This is a genomic window from Pseudomonas lyxosi (genome assembly GCF_047758685.1).
Lineage (GTDB): Bacteria > Pseudomonadota > Gammaproteobacteria > Pseudomonadales > Pseudomonadaceae > Aquipseudomonas > Aquipseudomonas lyxosi.
In genome coordinates this window covers 394,063-411,028 of the sequence record NZ_CP180481.1, presented here as the reverse complement: position 1 = coordinate 411,028, position 16,966 = coordinate 394,063, and the positions used below count along the sequence as shown (strand labels likewise).

Genomic DNA, 16,966 nt, shown 5'->3' with positions numbered 1-16,966 from the left:
CATGTTCAGCAGCACTCGATTTGCGCAAATGCTTCAAGCCCTTCCTCATCAGCTCTTCAAAGCCGCCGTCAAACGCTGTGGCGCTGATCGTTACGCCAAACAATTCACGTCCTGGGATCTGCTCGTCACGCTGATTTACGGTCAGCTGACGCAAGCCAAAAGCTTGCGTACGTTGGCGACAGCCTCGCAGTCGCTGCAACCCCATCGCCACCACCTCAACGCCAAGAACATGGTGCGTTCGACCCTTTGTGATGCGTTGAACAAGCGCAGCTCAGAGCCGTTTCGGCTGGCCTGTGAGCACTTGCTTCAAGGCATTGGCCGCAAGCAGCGCAAGTCGCTCGAAGCCATGATCACCCTGATCGATTCGACCTCGATCAGCCTGCGCGGACCCGGTTTTGACGAATGGACCACCGCGACGAAAACCCGCATAACCCAAGGCTTGAAGGTACATGTGGCCATCGATCCACAGCAAACAGCCCCGACTTACGTAAACATCACCGCCGCCAACGTCAACGATCTGAGCGATGCCCTGACCATGCCGCTTGAAGCAGGTATGACGTACGTTTTCGACAAGGGTTACTGCGACTACAACTGGTGGCACCAGATTGATCAGATGGGTTCTTTCTTCGTCACCCGACTGAAGAAAAACGCCAATCTAAAGCCGGTAGAAAATTTGAGGGAAAAGGATGCACCCGAATTCATTGAGGCGGACGAATCGGTATTGTTCGGGAAGAAATACCTGAACACTCGACGTCCGAATCTCTACCAAAATCAGGCTGTGCGTCGGGTTCAGATCCGCCGAGAGGACCACGAAACGCCATTGATTCTGGTCACCAACGACTTCTCTCGCTCAGCGGAGGAGATCGCCGATCTGTACAAACAACGTTGGCAGATCGAACTGTTTTTTAAGTGGATCAAGCAAAACCTCAAGCTCAAACGGTATTTCGGCTTCTCTGAAAATGCCGTTCGTTTGCAGATCTACAGCGCCTTGATTACCTATCTTTTGCTGCATCTTTATCAGCGCCGTTCAGGTTGCTCGGGATCTATTTCAGACTTTGCCATTCGGCTAACCCACAGCTTGTTCGAACGCCCATTAAGCATTGAACACCTTGAACAGCGAAGGCAAAAGCGAACAAAGCTGAAGGCTGCCCAAGGCAGCCTTCAGCTTTGAAAAGGTTTTACCGGACACTAGTGACGCTCTGCGTGGGAATGCCTCAAGGGACGCTCCGCGTCCAGTGACGCGGAGCGTCACGGGCTGCATTCCCACGCAGAGCGTGGGAACGATCAGAGTCGCCTGTTAGAGCAGCGATTCATTCGCCTTCTTGTGCTTCCAGCTGTCATTACCCGGCAGCAACAGGTTCAGCGCAATCGCCGTCACCGCGCACAGCGCGATGCCTTTGAGGCCGAAGTCGTCCGGCCCTGTGCCGGTGCCGACCAGGACGCCGCCAATCCCGAACACCAGGGTCACCGAGACAATCACCAGATTGCGCGCTTCGCCCAGGTCGATCTTGTGGCGAATCAGCGTGTTCATGCCCACCGCCGCGATCGAACCGAACAACAGGCACAGAATCCCGCCCATCACTGGCACCGGAATGCTTTGCAGCAGCGCGCCGAACTTGCCGATGAACGCCAGGCTGATGGCGAAAATCGCCGCCCAGGTCATGATCTTCGGGTTGTAGTTCTTGGTCAGCATCACCGCGCCCGTCACTTCGGCATAGGTGGTGTTGGGTGGGCCGCCAAACAGGCCGGCTGCGGTGGTGGCAATGCCATCGCCGAGCAGGGTGCGGTGCAGGCCGGGTTTCTTCAGGTAATCGCGACCGGTCACGCTACCAACTGCGATCACGCCGCCGATGTGCTCGATGGCCGGGGCCAGGGCCACCGGAACGATGAACAGAATCGCCTGCCAGTTGAATTCCGGCGCGGTGAAGTGCGGGATTGCAAACCATGGTGCAGCGGCAATTTTCGCGGTATCAACGACGCCGAAGTAGAACGCCATCGCAAAACCCACCAGCACACCGGAGATGATCGGCACCAGGCGGAAGATGCCTTTACCGAACACTGCGACGATCAGGGTGGTCAGCAGTGCTGGCATCGAGATCAGCATCGCCGTCTGATAGTGAATCAGCTCAGTGCCGTCGCCGGCCTTGCCCATCGCCATGTTGGCGGCTATCGGCGCCATGGCCAGGCCGATGGAGATGATCACCGGGCCAATCACCACTGGTGGCAGCAGACGGTCAATGAAACCGGTGCCTTTGATCTTCACGGCAAGGCCGAGGAAGGTGTAGACGAAACCGGCCGCCATCACGCCGCCCATGGTCGCCGCGAGGCCGAACTGGCCCTTGGCAAGAATGATCGGGGTGATGAAAGCAAAGCTCGACGCCAGGAACACCGGCACCTGACGCCCGGTGACGATCTGGAACAGAATCGTCCCCAGGCCTGCGGTGAACAGCGCCACGTTCGGGTCGAGGCCGGTAATCAGCGGCATCAACACCAGGGCGCCGAAGGCCACGAACAGCATCTGCGCACCCGACAGCACCGTGCGCCAGAGCGGATCGTTGAACTCTTGCTGCATGCTCAAGCGTCCTTCTGCTTGGTGCCGAAGATCTTGTCACCGGCATCGCCCAGGCCTGGGATGATGTAACCGTGTTCGTTGAGTTTCTCGTCAATGGACGCGGTGTAGATGGTCACGTCCGGGTGAGCCTTCTCTACGGCGGCAATGCCTTCAGGGGCAGCCACCAGCACCATCGCGCGGATATCCCGGCAACCGGCCTTTTTCAGCAGGTCGATGGTCGCGACCATGGAGCTGCCGGTGGCGAGCATCGGGTCGATGATCATCGCCAGGCGTTCGTTGATTTCCGGAACCAGTTTTTCCAGGTAGGTGTGGGCCTGCAGGGTTTGTTCGTTGCGGGCCACGCCGACGGCGCTGACTTTGGCGCCCGGGATCAGGCTCAGCACGCCTTCGAGCATGCCGATACCAGCGCGCAGGATTGGTACTACAGTAATTTTCTTGCCGGCGATTTTCTCGACCGACACAGTGCCGGCCCAACCTTGGATATCGTAGGTTTCCAGCGGCAGGTCTTTGGTGGCTTCATAGGTCAGCAGGGCACCGACTTCCTGAGCGAGCTCACGGAAATTCTTCGTGCTGATGTCGGCGCGGCGCATAAGGCCGAGTTTATGGCGGATCAGCGGATGGCGGATCTCGAGGATGGGCATGGGAAAGGCTCCGGCGGCGGGCAAAAAAACCGGCCTAGATTAATCTATCCGAGGGTGTTGTCCTATAGACATAAAGTACGTTAGTCCACAAACGCTTGATCTGGCCGTGCGGGATGCGTACCTTTGCCCGCTTTTCCCCGAACTGCCACCCCCTGGAGAGCGCCATGTCCGCTGATCTCGAGCATATCCGTCAAATCATGCGAGAGGCTGACTGCCTGTACACCGAAGCTGAAGTCGAGGCGGCCATCGCCCGCGTCGGTGCACAAATCAACGACCAGCTGGCTGAAAGCAATCCGGTGGTGTTCTGCGTGATGAACGGCGGTCTGATTTTCTCCGGCAAGCTGCTGACCCATCTGAACTTCCCGCTGGAAGCGTCCTACCTGCACGCCACTCGTTATCGCAACGAAACCAGCGGCGGCGATCTGTTCTGGAAAGCCAAGCCGGAAGTGTCGTTCATCGACCGCGACGTGCTGATCATCGACGACATTCTCGACGAAGGTCACACCCTGGGCGCGATCATCGACTTCTGCAAACACGCCGGCGCCCGCGCTGTGCACACCGCCGTGCTGATCGACAAGGACCACGACCGCAAGGCTCGCCCGGACCTGAAAGCCGATTTCGTCGGCCTGCCATGCATCGACCGTTACATCTTCGGTTACGGCATGGACTACAAAGGCTACTGGCGTAACGCCAACGGGATTTTTGCTGTTAAAGGGATGTAATCCATGAGCGCGCCGAGCTTTCTTGATCAATCTTTGTTCAATGAATTGGCCGGGAAGGCTGCGGCAAATCCACGTGGACGGCAGCATCACAACTTCCATCAGATGGAAGAGGCTTGTCATCGCATGGTGGTTGGCTTGCAGCCCGACACCTATGTTGCGCCTCACCGGCACCTGGGGGAAAACAAGGCTGAAACCTTGTTGGTTCTCAAAGGGCGACTGGGTGTGTTGATCTTCGATGAGTCTGGCGGGGTGCTGAGCAAACAAATCCTGCAGGCCGGTGGCGACTGTCTTGGTGTGGACCTGCCAGCCGGAGTGTTCCATAGCCTGGTGGTACTGGAAGCGGACAGCCTGATGTTCGAGTGCAAGGCCGGCCCCTATCGCCCGGTCGGTGAAGGTGAGCTTGCTCGCTGGGCGCCGCGCGAAGGCGAGCCTGCTGTGGCTGAGTATCAGGCGTGGATGCGCGCTCAGTTCGATTGAAGTTCACTCAACTGCTACAGTGCTCGCCCCGCCCTCCGGAGCCTGTCATGAGCCTTTTGATCCGCAGTTGCGCCGCCCTGTTGCTGACCGTCAGCCTGCCTCTGGCTGCCGCCCCGGCGCCGATGCACGCGCAGTTCCTGCCCCCCGATGACCTGACCCTGCGTGACGCGGAGCCCGAGCAGCAACAGCTGTTGCAGGTCACCGAGTACTCGGTGGTGGTCGGCAGCCAGCGCCAGTCCAACCAGCAGCCGATTCCGGTGACCTCACCGTTGCTGATCCGTCTCAAGGGCAAATCCTTGAACAAAGGCGCGACCATCAACCAGGTGCTGGTCAATTTCGATGGCGAAAGCAAAAGCCTGAAAAAGCCGATCTACGACGAAAAGAGCAAAACCCTGACGCTGTTTTACCCGATGGCCCAATATCGGGTGGTGATCGACTTGTTGCGCAATGACACGGTGTATTGCCAGTTCCTCAGCTACGCCAATGGCCATGTCTGGGCCGATCTGCACACGGGCGCTGTTCGTCCGCGTTGAGCCCGGTGGCAAGGGAGGGGTAAACTGCCCGCCCCGTGAAATGTCTGCGAGCTGGAGTCGGCAATGCGTAAAGATAAGAAGCAAGTGATTGGTGACGAGATCGGCGATGAGCAGATCAAGCTGTTCCTCGATTTCGAACCGGTCGACGCCACGTCGCCGTCGCTGCACAAACTGATCAAGGCCTACCGCGGCCTGCGCATCGATGACTTCGAGCGCTTTCTGACGTTCTTCGTCGAAGCCGGTCTGGATCTGGACGGCAAGGATGAGCACGGCAATGACTTCGTCGCCCTGATCAAGGATCAGCGCAACGCGGCCGAGTACATCGAACTGATCAACAAGGCTCGCGGTTAAGATCAACAGATCGCAGCCTCGCTCCGCTCGACAGCTCCTACAAATGGTTTGCTCATACCTGTAGGAGCTGTCGAGCGTAGCGAGGCTGCGATCTTTTAAAGGCACAAAAAAACGCCCCGCTCTCAATGAGAACGGGGCGTTTTTTATGCGGCCGAATCAAGCGTAGCTTTCGGTCTCGTTGCTGGCTTCAACCAGTTCCAGCGCGACGTTGTTCTGCACATTGATCTTGCGATACAGCGCAGCATCGGTTTCCAGAACCTTTTCCCGAGCCGGGAAGATTTCCGCCAGTTTGGCAGCCCATTCACCGGACGCTTTGTTCGGGAAGCATTTTTCGATCAGTTCCAGCATGATCGAAACGGTCACCGACGCGCCTGGCGAAGCGCCGAGCAGGGCAGCAAGCGTACCGTCCTTGGCCGCGACAAGTTCGGTGCCGAACTGCAGAACGCCGCCCTTTTTCGGGTCTTTCTTGATGATCTGCACCCGTTGACCGGCCACTTCCAGGCGCCAGTCTTCGGCTTTCGCTTCAGGGTAGAAACGACGCAGGGAATCCAGGCGCTGCTCCATCGACTGCATCACTTCGCTGACCAGGTACTTGGTCAGGTCCATGTTGTTTTTGGCCACGGCCAGCATCGGGCCGATGTTGCCGGCGCGAACCGACATCGGCAGGTCCATGAAGGAGCCGTGCTTGAGGAACTTGGTGGTGAAACCGGCGTAAGGTCCGAACAGCAGGGACTTCTTGCCATCGACTACGCGGGTGTCCAGGTGCGGCACCGACATCGGTGGCGAACCCACCGCTGCCTGGCTGTAAACCTTGGCCTGGTGGTGCTTGACCACTTCCGGGTTGTCGCAACGCAGCCATTGGCCACTGATCGGGAAGCCGCCGAAGCCTTTGCTTTCTTCGATGCCCGACGCTTGCAGCAGCGGCAGTGCCGCGCCACCGGCGCCGAGGAACACGAATTTCGCGTCGACGTCACGGGAATTACCGCTGTTGACGTCCTTGATGCTGACGGTCCAGCCGCTGCCGTTACGCTTGAGGCCGGTCACGCGCTTGCAGTACTTGACCTGGGCGTCGGGTGCGCTGGTCAGGTGCTTGAGCAGTTGATTGGTCAGGGCGCCGAAGTTGACGTCGGTACCGTTCATGACGCGGGTGGCGGCGACGACTTCGTCGGCCGGCCGGCCAGGCATCATCAGCGGCATCCATTCGGCCATGGTGGCCTTGTCTTCGGTGTATTCCATGTCCGAGAAGGCGTGGTGCTTGCTCAGCGTCTTGAAGCGTTCCTTGAGGAAGGAAACGCCATTGTCGCCCTGGACGAAGCTCAGGTGCGGCACCGGGCTGATGAACGTCTTGCACGAGCCGAACGTGCTTTTCTTGGTCAGGTAGGACCAGAACTGCTTCGACACCTCGAACTGGGTGTTGATGTGCACGGCTTTCTTGATGTCGACGGTGCCGTCGGCGGCCTGCGGCGTGTAGTTGAGCTCACACAGCCCGGCGTGACCGGTACCGGCGTTGTTCCACGGGTTCGAACTCTCCGCGGCACCGGAATCCATCAGCTCGACGACTTCCAGCTTGATCGCGGGGTCGAGCTCTTTGAGCAGTACAGCGAGGGTGGCACTCATGATGCCGGCCCCAACCAGTACTACGTCGACTGCTTCGTTATGCGCCATTTAACGCGTCTCCAAAATCTGCAGCACCAAATTGTCGGCATGGCTGCCAGGCGTTCAGGGGCGTGTCAGTGAGGCCCCAAGTACCCATGGCAGTATCGCCATGTCCGAATCTTCGCAATTTTTCGCAACTTCGACGGACGCTACCGGCCGGGTCTAAAAGAGTTACATGAACTCACTTCAACGCGCGGCTGGCAATTCGACTTATGGTCGATACATCCGTTTGTGCAACCAAATCCGTAGAGGACAGGCTTCAGGCTCCGGTATTCGAGGCGTACTCGGTCCTGTGTCGTTGGGCTGTTTCAGACGCTAATGGTGCATATTCAGACGCAAAACTATTCATTTGCTCGCCACACTCTTGTGAAGTTGTGAAAACCCGTTTTTTTCACGCTCTTTTGAAGACGTGAACCTCAAAAAAGGGCTGCCCCAGCCTGGCACCGTGCCCGGATGGATTGCCGCCATGGGATACATGACAAGCAAAACGGGCAAACAGCTCAGTGACCGAGCGTAATGACAGCTCTGCAGATTCGCGAAAAGTGGGGTTTTTGCTCAAGGAACAGCAAGCGCGCCAGCTTCACTCGATCTGTGTGGGCGGCTCTCTGTGGGCGGTGCGGGGTGTCAATACAAGCGCATTGACGATGCTGCGAGGCCCGATCAGGAGACGTCCTTATAATCGGGGGGAGATTGTAGCGAAGAAACGCAGGGAAATGGTCGTGTTTAATGACTTTTATTAGGTGTTCGGTCAGGTGGTCAACAGTTGCTGAGCCCGCGCACGTGGCTGGCGCTGGTTGACACGGGCGCTAGGGGGCAGGGGATGGTGCAGCCAATTGAGACGGATTTCTTCGATTTCGACCCAGCCATCGCCCATTGGCTGGAGGCTGCACTGTTTGAATGCCTGGCAGTGGCCGTTGCGGTCGAGCAGGGCGAAGCAGCGATGCAGAGGACGTGGGTTGAACAGCGAAATGAGATAGCGCATGGCGAAGTACCTTGTGGGGTGACTGCTGTAAAGGTTGCCAGCGAGCCGTGACGAGCAAGTGTATGGGCGGTGACATCTCTGTGACAGGAACCGCGGTCTGAAGGGTTTGTCAGAGATTTCAGTATTCACTGTGAGGTGCTAGTTACCCACAGTGGCCCACCGCTATACTGCGGGCCTGTTTGTGCCTGATTCTGGAGAGAAGAGCATGTTGCAACGCCTGTTGTTCGGTTTGATCACTGTGACCAGTTTGACCCTGGTTGGCTGCGCCCACAGCCCGCAACAACTGAATCCGGAACCCAAGCTGACGACTCAGCTGGCACCGGTCGGTCATGGTCAGCCGGTGGTGGTGCGTGTGGTGGACGGTCGTCCGTCGCCGACGTTGGGCACCCGTGGTGGCCTGTACCCTGAGACCAGCGCGATCACCGTGCAGGGCGCGCAGATTCTGCCGAAATTGCAGGCTCAGGCCGAAGCGGCCGTGCGGTTGCTGGGTTTTACGCCAACCAACAATGCACCGAATGCACCGCAAATCACCGTGACCCTGGCCGAGCTGAAGTATCAGTCGCCTAAAGAAGGCATGTACGTGACCGAAGCGACCATCGGCGCGACGTTCCGCTCCGATGTGCAGAATGCCAATCGTCGTTACAGCGGTCGCTATGGTGCGTCCCTGGATCAGCGTTTTGGTATGGCGCCGAATCAGGAAACCAATACCAAGCTGGTCAGCGATGTGTTGAGCGATGCGTTGACGCGTCTGTTCAAGGATCCGACGATTGGTCAGGTTCTCGGCGAGTAAGCGTTCGCTGGATTCAAAAAAACCCGGGGCCAGTGATGGTCCCGGGTTTTTTCATGCCTGTCGATTTCCCACGGACCTGTCAGGCAGCCCGTTACTTGTCGGAAAGCAAGGGCACAAGGCGAGGCTTTCGGTAGAATCCGCGCCGCGGTCGTCGGTTCGGCGTCTGCCACACCTGTTTTGCTGAGGTCCGTGATGTCGTTGCATTTGATTTCGCTGTTTACCAACCATCCCGCCAAGTTGATCAACCTGTTGGCCTTGTTGTTTGCCTTTCCGGGCGGCTGGTTGCTGCATGCCACTCGTCGCCGCGAACAGCGCGCGTTGGCCATTCTCGAAGCGCAAAGCCAGAGCCGTCGTATTGATGAACCAACGTTGATGCTGGATGGGGCGACCTTGCGCATGAACCGGTTTTTCTATCGGTTCGGTTTTGCCTGCCTGGGGTTGGCGCTGCTGGTGTCGTGGATCAGCACGCGCTTCTGACAGCAAAATACGCAGCAATGAAAACGGCGCTCGAGGGCGCCGTTGTCGTATCCAGCCAAAAACCTTACAGCGGCAAACCTGCTTTCACACGGTACTGATTGCGCACCGGCGTCGCGTATTGCAGGACCATGAACGGACGATGCTCCTCAGGGCACGCGTCCAGACGCTGTTGCCATTGCTCCTGAGCCTTGGCCAGTTCGTCGGCCGCAAACACCTCAGCGGCTTTCGGCACCTGCAATTGCGGATCGGCGTCTTTCCACTGGGCGTAGGCCAGGTAGTGCACCGGGAACAGGCGGTAGCCGCCGAGGATCTGCCGGTCCATCTCGATCGCCAATTGCTTGGTGTCATCGAACAGCTCGGTGATCGGTGAGGCGAAGTTCACATGCACGCGGCCCTTGTAGCCGGTGATGCCCTTGGCAATGCTCACATCGTCCTCGCCCGGCACTTTGGTGTAGCTGCCGGTGGTGGCGCGGATGAACAGCTCGCGAGCCTTGGCTTGATCGCACGGGTCATATTCGTAGCTGATCGACACCGGGGTGAGGTTCAGCGAGCGGATGACCTCGCCGAACGGCTCGTCCTTGCGGCTCATGTGGAACATCTTGAGGATCGCCGACTCGGTACGGTCGTCGCCGTCCTTGGCCCGGCCTTCGGCCTGGGCGATCCAGATCGAGGCGCAATCTTTGCGGATCGAGTGGTTGATGTAGGCCGACAGCAGCTGATACGCCGCCATCTTCTCGCGTCGACCGGCGATCGAACGGTGCACGATGAAGCTCTTGTTCAGGCGCATCAGATCGCTGACGAAGGGCTTTTGCAGCAGGTTGTCGCCGATCGCGATGCGCGGTGTCGGCAGGCCGGCGTGGTACACGGCGTAGTTGACGAAGGCCGGGTCCATCACGATGTCGCGGTGGTTGGCGATGAACAGGTAGGCGCTGCCGGACTTGAACTGCTCGACGCCGGTGTACGTCACACCGTCTGTGGCTCGCTCGATGGTGTGGTCGACGTACATCTCGACTTTATCCTGCAACGTGGCCACCGACGTAACGCCGGCGAACTCACGGCGCAGCCGATGAGCTATAAGAGGTTTGAGCGCCCAGCCGAAAGCACCGGCAAAGCGCGGGAAGCGGAAGTGGATGAGGATGTCTAGAAACGCCTTGTCGCCGAGCAGCCTGTCCAGCACCGCTGGGACTTCGCTATCGTCGTACGGTCGGATGGCATCGAATTCGCCCATCATGCTCTCTTGTTAGAAACGGCTAGGGTAAGTAAAGGTTTTGATCGAAAACCAACGGGGCACGGTCTGAAACGGTAGCCAGACAAAAATAGCCCTGCAAATAGACCGGCGATTATACGCACAAGTCACCTGGGAGACCGCGATGCTGGAAACCGAGCGCTACGAATGTCCGTATTGTGGTGAAGAGGCTGAGGCTGTTCTGGACTTGTCCGGTGGCGATCAGACCTATATCGAAGACTGTCCGGTGTGTTGTCGCCCGATCACGTTTGTTCTGCAGACTGACGGTCAGGAATGGTTGCTCGAAGTTCACAGCGAAAACGAATGAAAGGGGCACCCCATGCAGCGAATCTACGAGCCGGAAAACCTAATGGAAGGTGAGTTGCTGCAAAGCATGTTGGCCAGCGAGGGCATCGAAGCGCATCTGGTGGGGCGCGATTTGCTCGGTGGCAGCGGCGAATTGCCGATTTTCGGTCTGCTGGGCCTGTCAGTCGATAACGACGAGGCCGAGTACGCCCGGGAGTTGATCACCGCGTACAATGCCGCGCTGCCACTGCCCGGCGATGAACCGGAAAGTTTTCCCGGCACGCTGGTCTGTTAGGCTGACGTTCGTTTTATCAAGAGTCGTGTTGCCCCATGTGTGGACGTTATGCCCTGTTTCGCTGGAACCCCGCCTTCGCGGCCCTGCCTGGCTTCCCCGCCGATCAGCAGGCCCAGTGGAATATTTCTCCCAACGATTCGGTGTTGATGCTGCGTGCAGGCATCGATGGCCAGCGTGAGCTGGCCCGCGCGCGTTGGGGTTTGACGCCGCCGTGGCTGACCGATTTGTCCCGTACGCCAGCCCATGCCCGGGCCGAAACCGTTGCCGAACAACCGATGTTTCGCCAGGCCCTGCGCGAGCGCCGTTGCCTGCTGCCGGCCAACGGTTTTTACGAATGGCGCGGCACGACCCGCAAGCGTCCGTATTGGCTGACACCGGGAGAGGGCTCGACGCTGTTCTTTGCGGCGATTTGGGAAGCGTATCCGGTGCAGGAGCAGGTGTGGTTGAGTACAGCGGTGATCACGCAGCCGGCGGCGAGTCAGCGGCGGCCGTTGATTCTCGATGCGGCGGGGCAGGAGGCGTGGCTCAATCCAGAGACTCCGTTGCATGCGTTGCAAGCGTTGCTCGCCAGTGAACCCGCGGCGTTGCGCGAGCGGGTGTTGGCGAATCTGGTGAATGATCCGAAGCTTAATGGGCCGGAGTGTCTGACCCCCGGTTAATTGTGCGTCTGTGCTGGCCTCTTCGCGAGCAAGCCCGCTCCCACATTTGATCTCCAGTGGCTACAAAATCCGCGATCAATGGAGATCCAGTGTGGGAGCGGGCTTGCTCGCGAAGGGGCCCTTTGATCAAACCTTGAACTGATTGATCAACCGCCGCTGCTGCTCAGCCAGCTTGGTCAGATCCGCACTCGCCGCACTCGACTCATCCGCTCCGCCCGCCACTTCATTGGCCACTTGCCCGATGTTGATCACGTTCCGATTAATGTCGTCAGCCACCGCACTCTGTTCCTCGGCCGCACTGGCAATCTGGGTGTTCATGTCGTTGATCACCGACACCGCTTGAGTAATCGTCTCCAGCGCCTCGGCCGCTTTCGCCGCGTGCTGCACGCTTTCATCGGTGCGGTTCTGACTGTCCTCCATCACCCGCACCACATCGCGGGTGCCTTGTTGCAGCTGCTGGATCATGGTCTGAATTTCTTCAGTGGCTTTCTGAGTCTTCTGCGCCAGGTTGCGCACTTCATCGGCCACCACCGCAAAACCGCGTCCCTGTTCGCCAGCTCGTGCCGCTTCGATGGCCGCGTTCAAGGCCAGCAGGTTGGTCTGTTCAGCGATCCCTCGAATGGCGGTAAGGATTGCGTTGATGTTCTCGCTGTCCTTGGCCAGGGTCTGCACCACGCTCACGGCCTTGCCGATTTCAACCGCCAGCACGCCAATCGAATTCGACGTATCACGCACGATTTGCATGCCCTGCGCTGCTGCCTGATCCGCATGGCTGGCGGCTTGCGCAGCTTGGGTCGCGTTGCGCGCCACGTCCTGAGCGGTCGCTGTCATTTCATGCACCGCAGTTGCGACTTGATCGATCTCGGCCATTTGCTTGTGCACGCCGATGTTGGTGCGGATGGCGATGTCGGCGGTGTGTTCCGACGAGTCGCTGACGCTCTGCACCGAAGTCACCACCTGGGTGATCATCACCTGCAACTTGGCCAGGAAGGTATTGAAGCCTTTGGCGATCGAGCCCAATTCGTCGGCGCGGTCGCTGGTCAGGCGGCGAGTCAGGTCACCTTCGCCCTGAGCGATGTCGTCGAGCATGGCAACCATCTGCTTCAGCGACCGGGCAATGCCGTGGCCGACCAGCCAGATCACCAGCAAGCCGATACCGGCAATCAACAAGCCGACCATGGCCATGCCGAAGGTGTCGGACTTGCGCTGGGCGTCCAGATCGCCCTGAAGTTTTTGCAGATCGGCCATCACTGCGTTCAGCGGCAATTGCAGCATGAGGGTCCAGCGAGCATCGGTCTGGCCAATACCGAACGGCAGGTACAACTCGATCCGGCCCTGGGCCTTGTCGACGGTGTAGGTGACTTCGCCACGCTTGAGATTGGCCATGTTGGCGATCTGCTGGCTGTCGAGGATGTCGCTGACCTTCTCGCCGAATTTGCTCGGGTCCTTGGTGTAGGCAACGATCCGGCTGTTGCCGCCAATCAGGGCCATTTCACCCGCGCCGCTGTACAACTTCTGATTCGCGCCGAGGAGCATTTCCTGGATGAAGTTCACCGAGAGGTCGGCGCCGACGATGCCCTGGAAGGCCCCGTTGAGCATGATCGGTTCTATAAAGGAGGCGAGCATGACGATCTTGTCGCCGACCTTGTAGGGCGCCGGATCGATCACGCAGGATTTTTTGGTTTCTTTCGAGCACAGGTAGTACTCGCTGGCGCGCACGCCGGTGGACAGGGTTTTCTGGTCGTCGACGTCCACCAGTTTGTCCAGGCCCAGACTGCCGTCTTCGTTGCGGAACCACCACGGCAGGAAGCGGCCGTTGCTGGCGTCGATGCCGACAACCTGGGTGTCGACGTAGGCCGCGTCGTTGTGATCGAGGGCGTTTTTTTCCCAGCCGATGTAGGTGCCGAGAATTTTCGGGTTCTTGACGACGTTTTCCTTGATCAGGCTGATCAATTGCTCACGGCTCAGGTGCAACTGTGGCTGGCCATCGGCACCCGGTGTGCCGATCAATGCGTTGACTCGCACCAGTCCGCCGGCAATCAGCAGTGGCGCTTCGAGCTCGCGCTGGATCTGGCTGACCTGGGTTTGCGCCAGTGACGTCAGGCGTTGTTCGATGACTTGCTCGAATTGTGCCTGGGTCCGCTGCTGGATCATGTCTTGTGTCCGTGCGCCGGAAAACAACGCGTACAGCACCAGGGCTGCCACGACACTAAGAACGATGGCGCCGGCGAGAGCGGCCACGGAAAACTGGATCGACTTGAATTTCATGGGTGCTCCGCACGCAAGAGGACGTCTGCGGTGCTGTATCGGCACGGGGGCGATGGCCATGAGCGGGGTTTGGCGAATTGGCTGTTTTGGAATGTTTGATGTCGTAAATGAATTAGTGTGTGCTACACGTCCGTTGTATCTGGCGCCGATACAATTCACCGCCTAGGATACGCGGCATGTTTTCAGGGAGTTTTTTGATGAACAAGACATTGGTTGTGTGTGCACTGAGCGCAAGTCTGCTGCTCGCCGGTTGTCAGTCGGTCAATACCACCAGCGGTGGTGCGGTAGGTGTTGAGCGTAAACAGTACATGTTCAGCATGCTGTCGACCGACGAGGTCAACCAGATGTACGCCCAGTCTTATCAAAAGACTGTCGGTGAGGCGAACACCAAAGGCGTGCTCGACAAGACCAGTAATGAGGCCAAACGTGTCCAGGCGATTGCCGACCGGCTGATTGCCCAGGCGCCGGTTTTCCGTCCGGATTCGGCCCAATGGAAATGGGAAGTCAACCTGATCAAGAGTGACGAACTCAACGCCAACTGCGGGCCTGGCGGCAAGATCATTTTCTACACGGGGCTGATCGACAGCCTGAAACTGACCGATGATGAAATCGCCGCAATCATGGGCCACGAAATCGCCCACGCCCTGCGCGAGCACGGTCGTGAAGCAATGTCCAAGGCTTACGGCATCGAAATGGCCAAGCAGGGCGCTGGTGCCTTGTTCGGTCTGGGTCAGGACAGCCTGGCGCTGGCGGATACCGTGGCCAACTACGGCATGACCTTGCCCAACAGTCGCGCCAATGAAAACGAGGCGGACCTGATCGGCCTGGAACTGGCCGCTCGCGCCGGTTACAACCCGAACGCCGCGATCACCCTGTGGAACAAGATGACCAAGGCCTCGGAAGGTTCGCCGCCGGAGTTCATGAGTACTCACCCGGCGTCGTCGAGTCGTATTGCTTCTTTGCAGGCGGCGATTCCGAAAGTCATGCCGCTGTACGAGAAAGCCAAGAAATAATGATAGTCATGCGGTGAGGCCACTGACGCCTTCGCGAGCAAGCCCGCTCCCACATTCGACTGCATTTGCTCTGGAAGAGCTCGGTCAAATGTGGGAGCGGGCTTGCTCGCGAAGAACGATAACGCGGTCTACCGACCTACAACATTAAACCCACCCGCTGCTCTGCATCGCCTTGTACACCGCGACAATGGCGAGGATGAAGAATGCCGACGCCGCCAGGCGACGAATTAACGTCAACGGCAATTTATCCGCGGCAAAGTTACCCGCCAAAACCACTGGCACGTTGGCAATCAACATGCCGGCGGTAGTGCCGATGATCACCAGCCACAGTTCCGGGTATTGCGCCGCGAGCATCACCGTGGCGACTTGTGTCTTGTCGCCCATCTCCGCAAGGAAAAACGCGATCAACGTGGTCAGGAACGGTCCGAACTTGCGTGCGGTGCTGGCTTCGTCGTCGTCCATTTTGTCCGGCACCAGGGTCCACAACGCCGTCGCGGTGAAGCTCGCGGCGAGGATCCAGTGCAGCGTCGCATTCGAGAAGAAACTACCGACCCAGGCGCCTACCGCACCGGCTGCCGCGTGGTTGGCCAGGGTTGCAGCGACGATACCGGCGATGATCGGCCAGGGTTTGCGAAAGCGAGCGGCGAGAATGAGCGCGAGCAGTTGCGTCTTGTCGCCGATTTCGGCCAAGGCAACGATTGCGGTGGGAACGAGAAGTGAATCCAGCATCAGGGTTTTCCTAAGGGGCGGGTCGACACGGCTATGACACGTACAGCCTCCCCGCCCCGGGTAAGGTGTTCGTGTCATAGGTCTTGTCAAACCCTGCGATCCGTCTGATGCGGACGCTTGGGTCGCATACGCCATGGTCTGTTGACCAAGTATGTTGACGTATGCCGGACGAGCATGGCGCTCGTGGGAGACTACTCCCCTAGGACGGAGCGGATTCTGCCTAGGCAAATCCGATTGGGCAAGCCTCTTTTTTAAAAGAGGTTCTAGCCGCGTTTGGCTCGGTAGATCCTGAAACCCTGTCCTTCAGCCTTGATCGCACATACACCCAGATGCTCCTCGATCAGCGGCTGATACTTCAGGAAGCTGTTCGCCACCAAACGAAGTTCGCCACCGTTTTTCAGATGTTTTGCGGCTTTTCGCAGCAAGTTCTCGGTGGCGAAGTAGTCGGTGTGAACCCCGACATGGAACGGTGGGTTGCTCAGAATTGCACTCAAGCCCATCGGTGCTGCGTCGATACCGTCACCAGTAATCACGTCAGCTTCCAGACCGTTGGCGGCCAATGTCAGGCGACTGCTGGCGGCGGCAAAGGCATCCACATCAAGCAAGGTGACCTGGTTGTGTGGATAACGACGTTTCACGGCGGCTCCCAACACACCCGCGCCGCAACCGAAGTCCAGCAAATGGCCGCTCGGCAATTTGTCCAGATGCTCCAGCAACAGCGCGCTGCCGCGATCCAGCCGACCGTGGCTGAACACGCCCGGCAGGCTGATGACTTTTAGCGGACCTTCGGCCAGCGGCAACTCATAAGTCTGGGCCAGGCTTTCCAGCGACTTGGCTTCTGGCGCAGTGGCCACGGTCACCTGCCACAGCTGGCAATGCCGCGCGCTGTCGAGCTTGCGCGGTTTGCCGAAGGGGTTCAGTTGCTTGGCCGCGCCTTCGATGCCGCTGCGTTTTTCCCCCACCAGATACAGTTCACGACCGGCCAGTTTAGAGGCGAGGGCGTTGAGGATGTAGTCGGTCAGGTCCTTGGACTTGGGCAGAAACACCACGGCGGTGTCGAACGCGCGCTCCGTTACAGTCACACCGAAATGGCTACGCTCGGCGAAGCGGGCATCCAGCGCTGCTTGATCGCCGGCATGCCAGCACCAGCCATGAGCATCGGGCAGACGGCCCAGCAGGTCATCGGCGGGCAAACCGGCCAGCAGCACCGAACCCTGGAATAACTCGGCCTGACGAAGCAGTACTTCACTGCGCGGATCCATACTCTGCT

The 16,966-nt window shown here is 58.8% G+C and carries 19 protein-coding genes, 1 pseudogene and 1 riboswitch; of the genes and pseudogenes, 11 read left to right on the top strand and 9 right to left on the bottom strand.

The window, feature by feature from the left end; all coding sequences use genetic code 11:
- Position 1: 1 nt before the first annotated feature.
- Positions 2 to 1,171, top strand: a complete 1,170-nt coding sequence (locus ACMXYI_RS01945; protein WP_415768078.1) for an IS4 family transposase — start codon at positions 2 to 4, stop codon at positions 1,169 to 1,171.
- Between the two features lie 126 nt (positions 1,172 to 1,297).
- Here ACMXYI_RS01945 and ACMXYI_RS01940 read toward each other — a convergent pair whose 3' ends face one another.
- Complete coding sequence (locus tag ACMXYI_RS01940; RefSeq protein WP_008153403.1) at positions 1,298 to 2,572, bottom strand: uracil-xanthine permease family protein; 1,275 nt, start codon at positions 2,570 to 2,572, stop codon at positions 1,298 to 1,300.
- A gap of 2 nt (positions 2,573 to 2,574) precedes the next feature.
- A complete protein-coding gene (gene upp, locus ACMXYI_RS01935) occupies positions 2,575 to 3,213 on the bottom strand; it encodes a uracil phosphoribosyltransferase (RefSeq protein WP_033061273.1) in 639 nt (212 codons plus the stop codon).
- 164 nt (positions 3,214 to 3,377) lie between these two features.
- Here upp and ACMXYI_RS01930 point away from each other — a divergent pair, with 164 nt between their 5' ends.
- The 4 genes from ACMXYI_RS01930 (at position 3,378) to ACMXYI_RS01915 (ending at position 5,296) form a co-directional block, all read left to right on the top strand.
- Positions 3,378 to 3,935, top strand: a complete 558-nt coding sequence (locus tag ACMXYI_RS01930) for a hypoxanthine-guanine phosphoribosyltransferase (protein WP_223488059.1) — start codon at positions 3,378 to 3,380, stop codon at positions 3,933 to 3,935.
- Positions 3,936 to 3,938: 3 nt separating this feature from the next.
- Positions 3,939 to 4,412: a WbuC family cupin fold metalloprotein gene (locus tag ACMXYI_RS01925; RefSeq protein ID WP_415771358.1), complete on the top strand. Its 474-nt coding sequence runs from the start codon at positions 3,939 to 3,941 to the stop codon at positions 4,410 to 4,412.
- A 47-nt stretch (positions 4,413 to 4,459) separates the two neighbouring features.
- Entirely contained in the window at positions 4,460 to 4,945 is a 486-nt protein-coding gene (locus ACMXYI_RS01920) for a hypothetical protein (RefSeq protein ID WP_415771356.1), read from the top strand.
- Positions 4,946 to 5,008: 63 nt separating this feature from the next.
- Entirely contained in the window at positions 5,009 to 5,296 is a 288-nt protein-coding gene (locus ACMXYI_RS01915) for a PA4642 family protein (RefSeq protein WP_046053428.1), read from the top strand.
- Positions 5,297 to 5,452: 156 nt separating this feature from the next.
- Here ACMXYI_RS01915 and mqo read toward each other — a convergent pair whose 3' ends face one another.
- Positions 5,453 to 6,961, bottom strand: a complete 1,509-nt coding sequence (gene mqo, locus ACMXYI_RS01910; protein WP_415771354.1) for a malate dehydrogenase (quinone) — start codon at positions 6,959 to 6,961, stop codon at positions 5,453 to 5,455.
- 739 nt (positions 6,962 to 7,700) lie between these two features.
- Complete coding sequence (locus tag ACMXYI_RS01905; RefSeq protein WP_415771352.1) at positions 7,701 to 7,934, bottom strand: hypothetical protein; 234 nt, start codon at positions 7,932 to 7,934, stop codon at positions 7,701 to 7,703.
- Between the two features lie 205 nt (positions 7,935 to 8,139).
- Here ACMXYI_RS01905 and ACMXYI_RS01900 point away from each other — a divergent pair, with 205 nt between their 5' ends.
- The gene (locus tag ACMXYI_RS01900; RefSeq protein ID WP_309677343.1) at positions 8,140 to 8,724 is read left to right on the top strand and encodes a YajG family lipoprotein; all 585 of its coding nucleotides are present in this window, start codon (positions 8,140 to 8,142) and stop codon (positions 8,722 to 8,724) included.
- A 192-nt stretch (positions 8,725 to 8,916) separates the two neighbouring features.
- Entirely contained in the window at positions 8,917 to 9,201 is a 285-nt protein-coding gene (locus ACMXYI_RS01895) for a hypothetical protein (protein ID WP_415771350.1), read from the top strand.
- Between the two features lie 64 nt (positions 9,202 to 9,265).
- On the opposite strand, the gene ACMXYI_RS01890 is transcribed toward ACMXYI_RS01895, so the two are convergent.
- Positions 9,266 to 10,429 carry a 1-acyl-sn-glycerol-3-phosphate acyltransferase gene (locus tag ACMXYI_RS01890; RefSeq protein WP_415771349.1) on the bottom strand — a complete coding sequence of 388 codons (1,164 nt, stop codon included), beginning with the start codon at positions 10,427 to 10,429 and terminating at the stop codon, positions 9,266 to 9,268.
- Between the two features lie 142 nt (positions 10,430 to 10,571).
- On the opposite strand from ACMXYI_RS01890, the gene ACMXYI_RS01885 reads away from it, so the two are divergent.
- The 3 genes from ACMXYI_RS01885 to ACMXYI_RS01875 are packed head-to-tail and all read left to right on the top strand — an operon-like array spanning position 10,572 to position 11,686.
- Entirely contained in the window at positions 10,572 to 10,754 is a 183-nt protein-coding gene (locus ACMXYI_RS01885) for a CPXCG motif-containing cysteine-rich protein (RefSeq protein WP_008153387.1), read from the top strand.
- Positions 10,755 to 10,766: 12 nt separating this feature from the next.
- Positions 10,767 to 11,027 carry a putative signal transducing protein gene (locus tag ACMXYI_RS01880; RefSeq protein ID WP_008153386.1) on the top strand — a complete coding sequence of 87 codons (261 nt, stop codon included), beginning with the start codon at positions 10,767 to 10,769 and terminating at the stop codon, positions 11,025 to 11,027.
- Positions 11,028 to 11,062: 35 nt separating this feature from the next.
- Entirely contained in the window at positions 11,063 to 11,686 is a 624-nt protein-coding gene (locus tag ACMXYI_RS01875) for an SOS response-associated peptidase (protein ID WP_415771348.1), read from the top strand.
- A 126-nt stretch (positions 11,687 to 11,812) separates the two neighbouring features.
- Here the strand turns inward: ACMXYI_RS01875 and ACMXYI_RS01870 are convergent, their stop codons facing one another.
- Together ACMXYI_RS01870 and ACMXYI_RS01865 are read right to left on the bottom strand one after the other, a co-directional pair.
- The gene (locus ACMXYI_RS01870) at positions 11,813 to 12,556 is read right to left on the bottom strand and encodes a methyl-accepting chemotaxis protein (RefSeq protein ID WP_415773844.1); all 744 of its coding nucleotides are present in this window, start codon (positions 12,554 to 12,556) and stop codon (positions 11,813 to 11,815) included.
- A gap of 114 nt (positions 12,557 to 12,670) precedes the next feature.
- Positions 12,671 to 12,865 (bottom strand): annotated as a pseudogene (locus ACMXYI_RS01865) (HAMP domain-containing protein); the annotation flags it as partial.
- Positions 12,866 to 14,151: 1,286 nt separating this feature from the next.
- Here ACMXYI_RS01865 and ACMXYI_RS01860 point away from each other — a divergent pair.
- On the top strand, positions 14,152 to 14,967 hold the full coding sequence (locus ACMXYI_RS01860; protein ID WP_415771346.1) for a M48 family metallopeptidase: 816 nt from the start codon (positions 14,152 to 14,154) through the stop codon (positions 14,965 to 14,967).
- A gap of 144 nt (positions 14,968 to 15,111) precedes the next feature.
- Here ACMXYI_RS01860 and ACMXYI_RS01855 read toward each other — a convergent pair whose 3' ends face one another.
- On the bottom strand, positions 15,112 to 15,696 hold the full coding sequence (locus ACMXYI_RS01855; RefSeq protein WP_008155932.1) for a TMEM165/GDT1 family protein: 585 nt from the start codon (positions 15,694 to 15,696) through the stop codon (positions 15,112 to 15,114).
- An 88-nt stretch (positions 15,697 to 15,784) separates the two neighbouring features.
- A riboswitch (yybP-ykoY riboswitch) is annotated at positions 15,785 to 15,909 on the bottom strand.
- A 50-nt stretch (positions 15,910 to 15,959) separates the two neighbouring features.
- Positions 15,960 to 16,958, bottom strand: coding sequence for a class I SAM-dependent methyltransferase (locus tag ACMXYI_RS01850; RefSeq protein WP_283189090.1), 999 nt, complete (start codon positions 16,956 to 16,958; stop codon positions 15,960 to 15,962).
- Between the last annotated feature and the right edge of the window lie 8 nt (positions 16,959 to 16,966).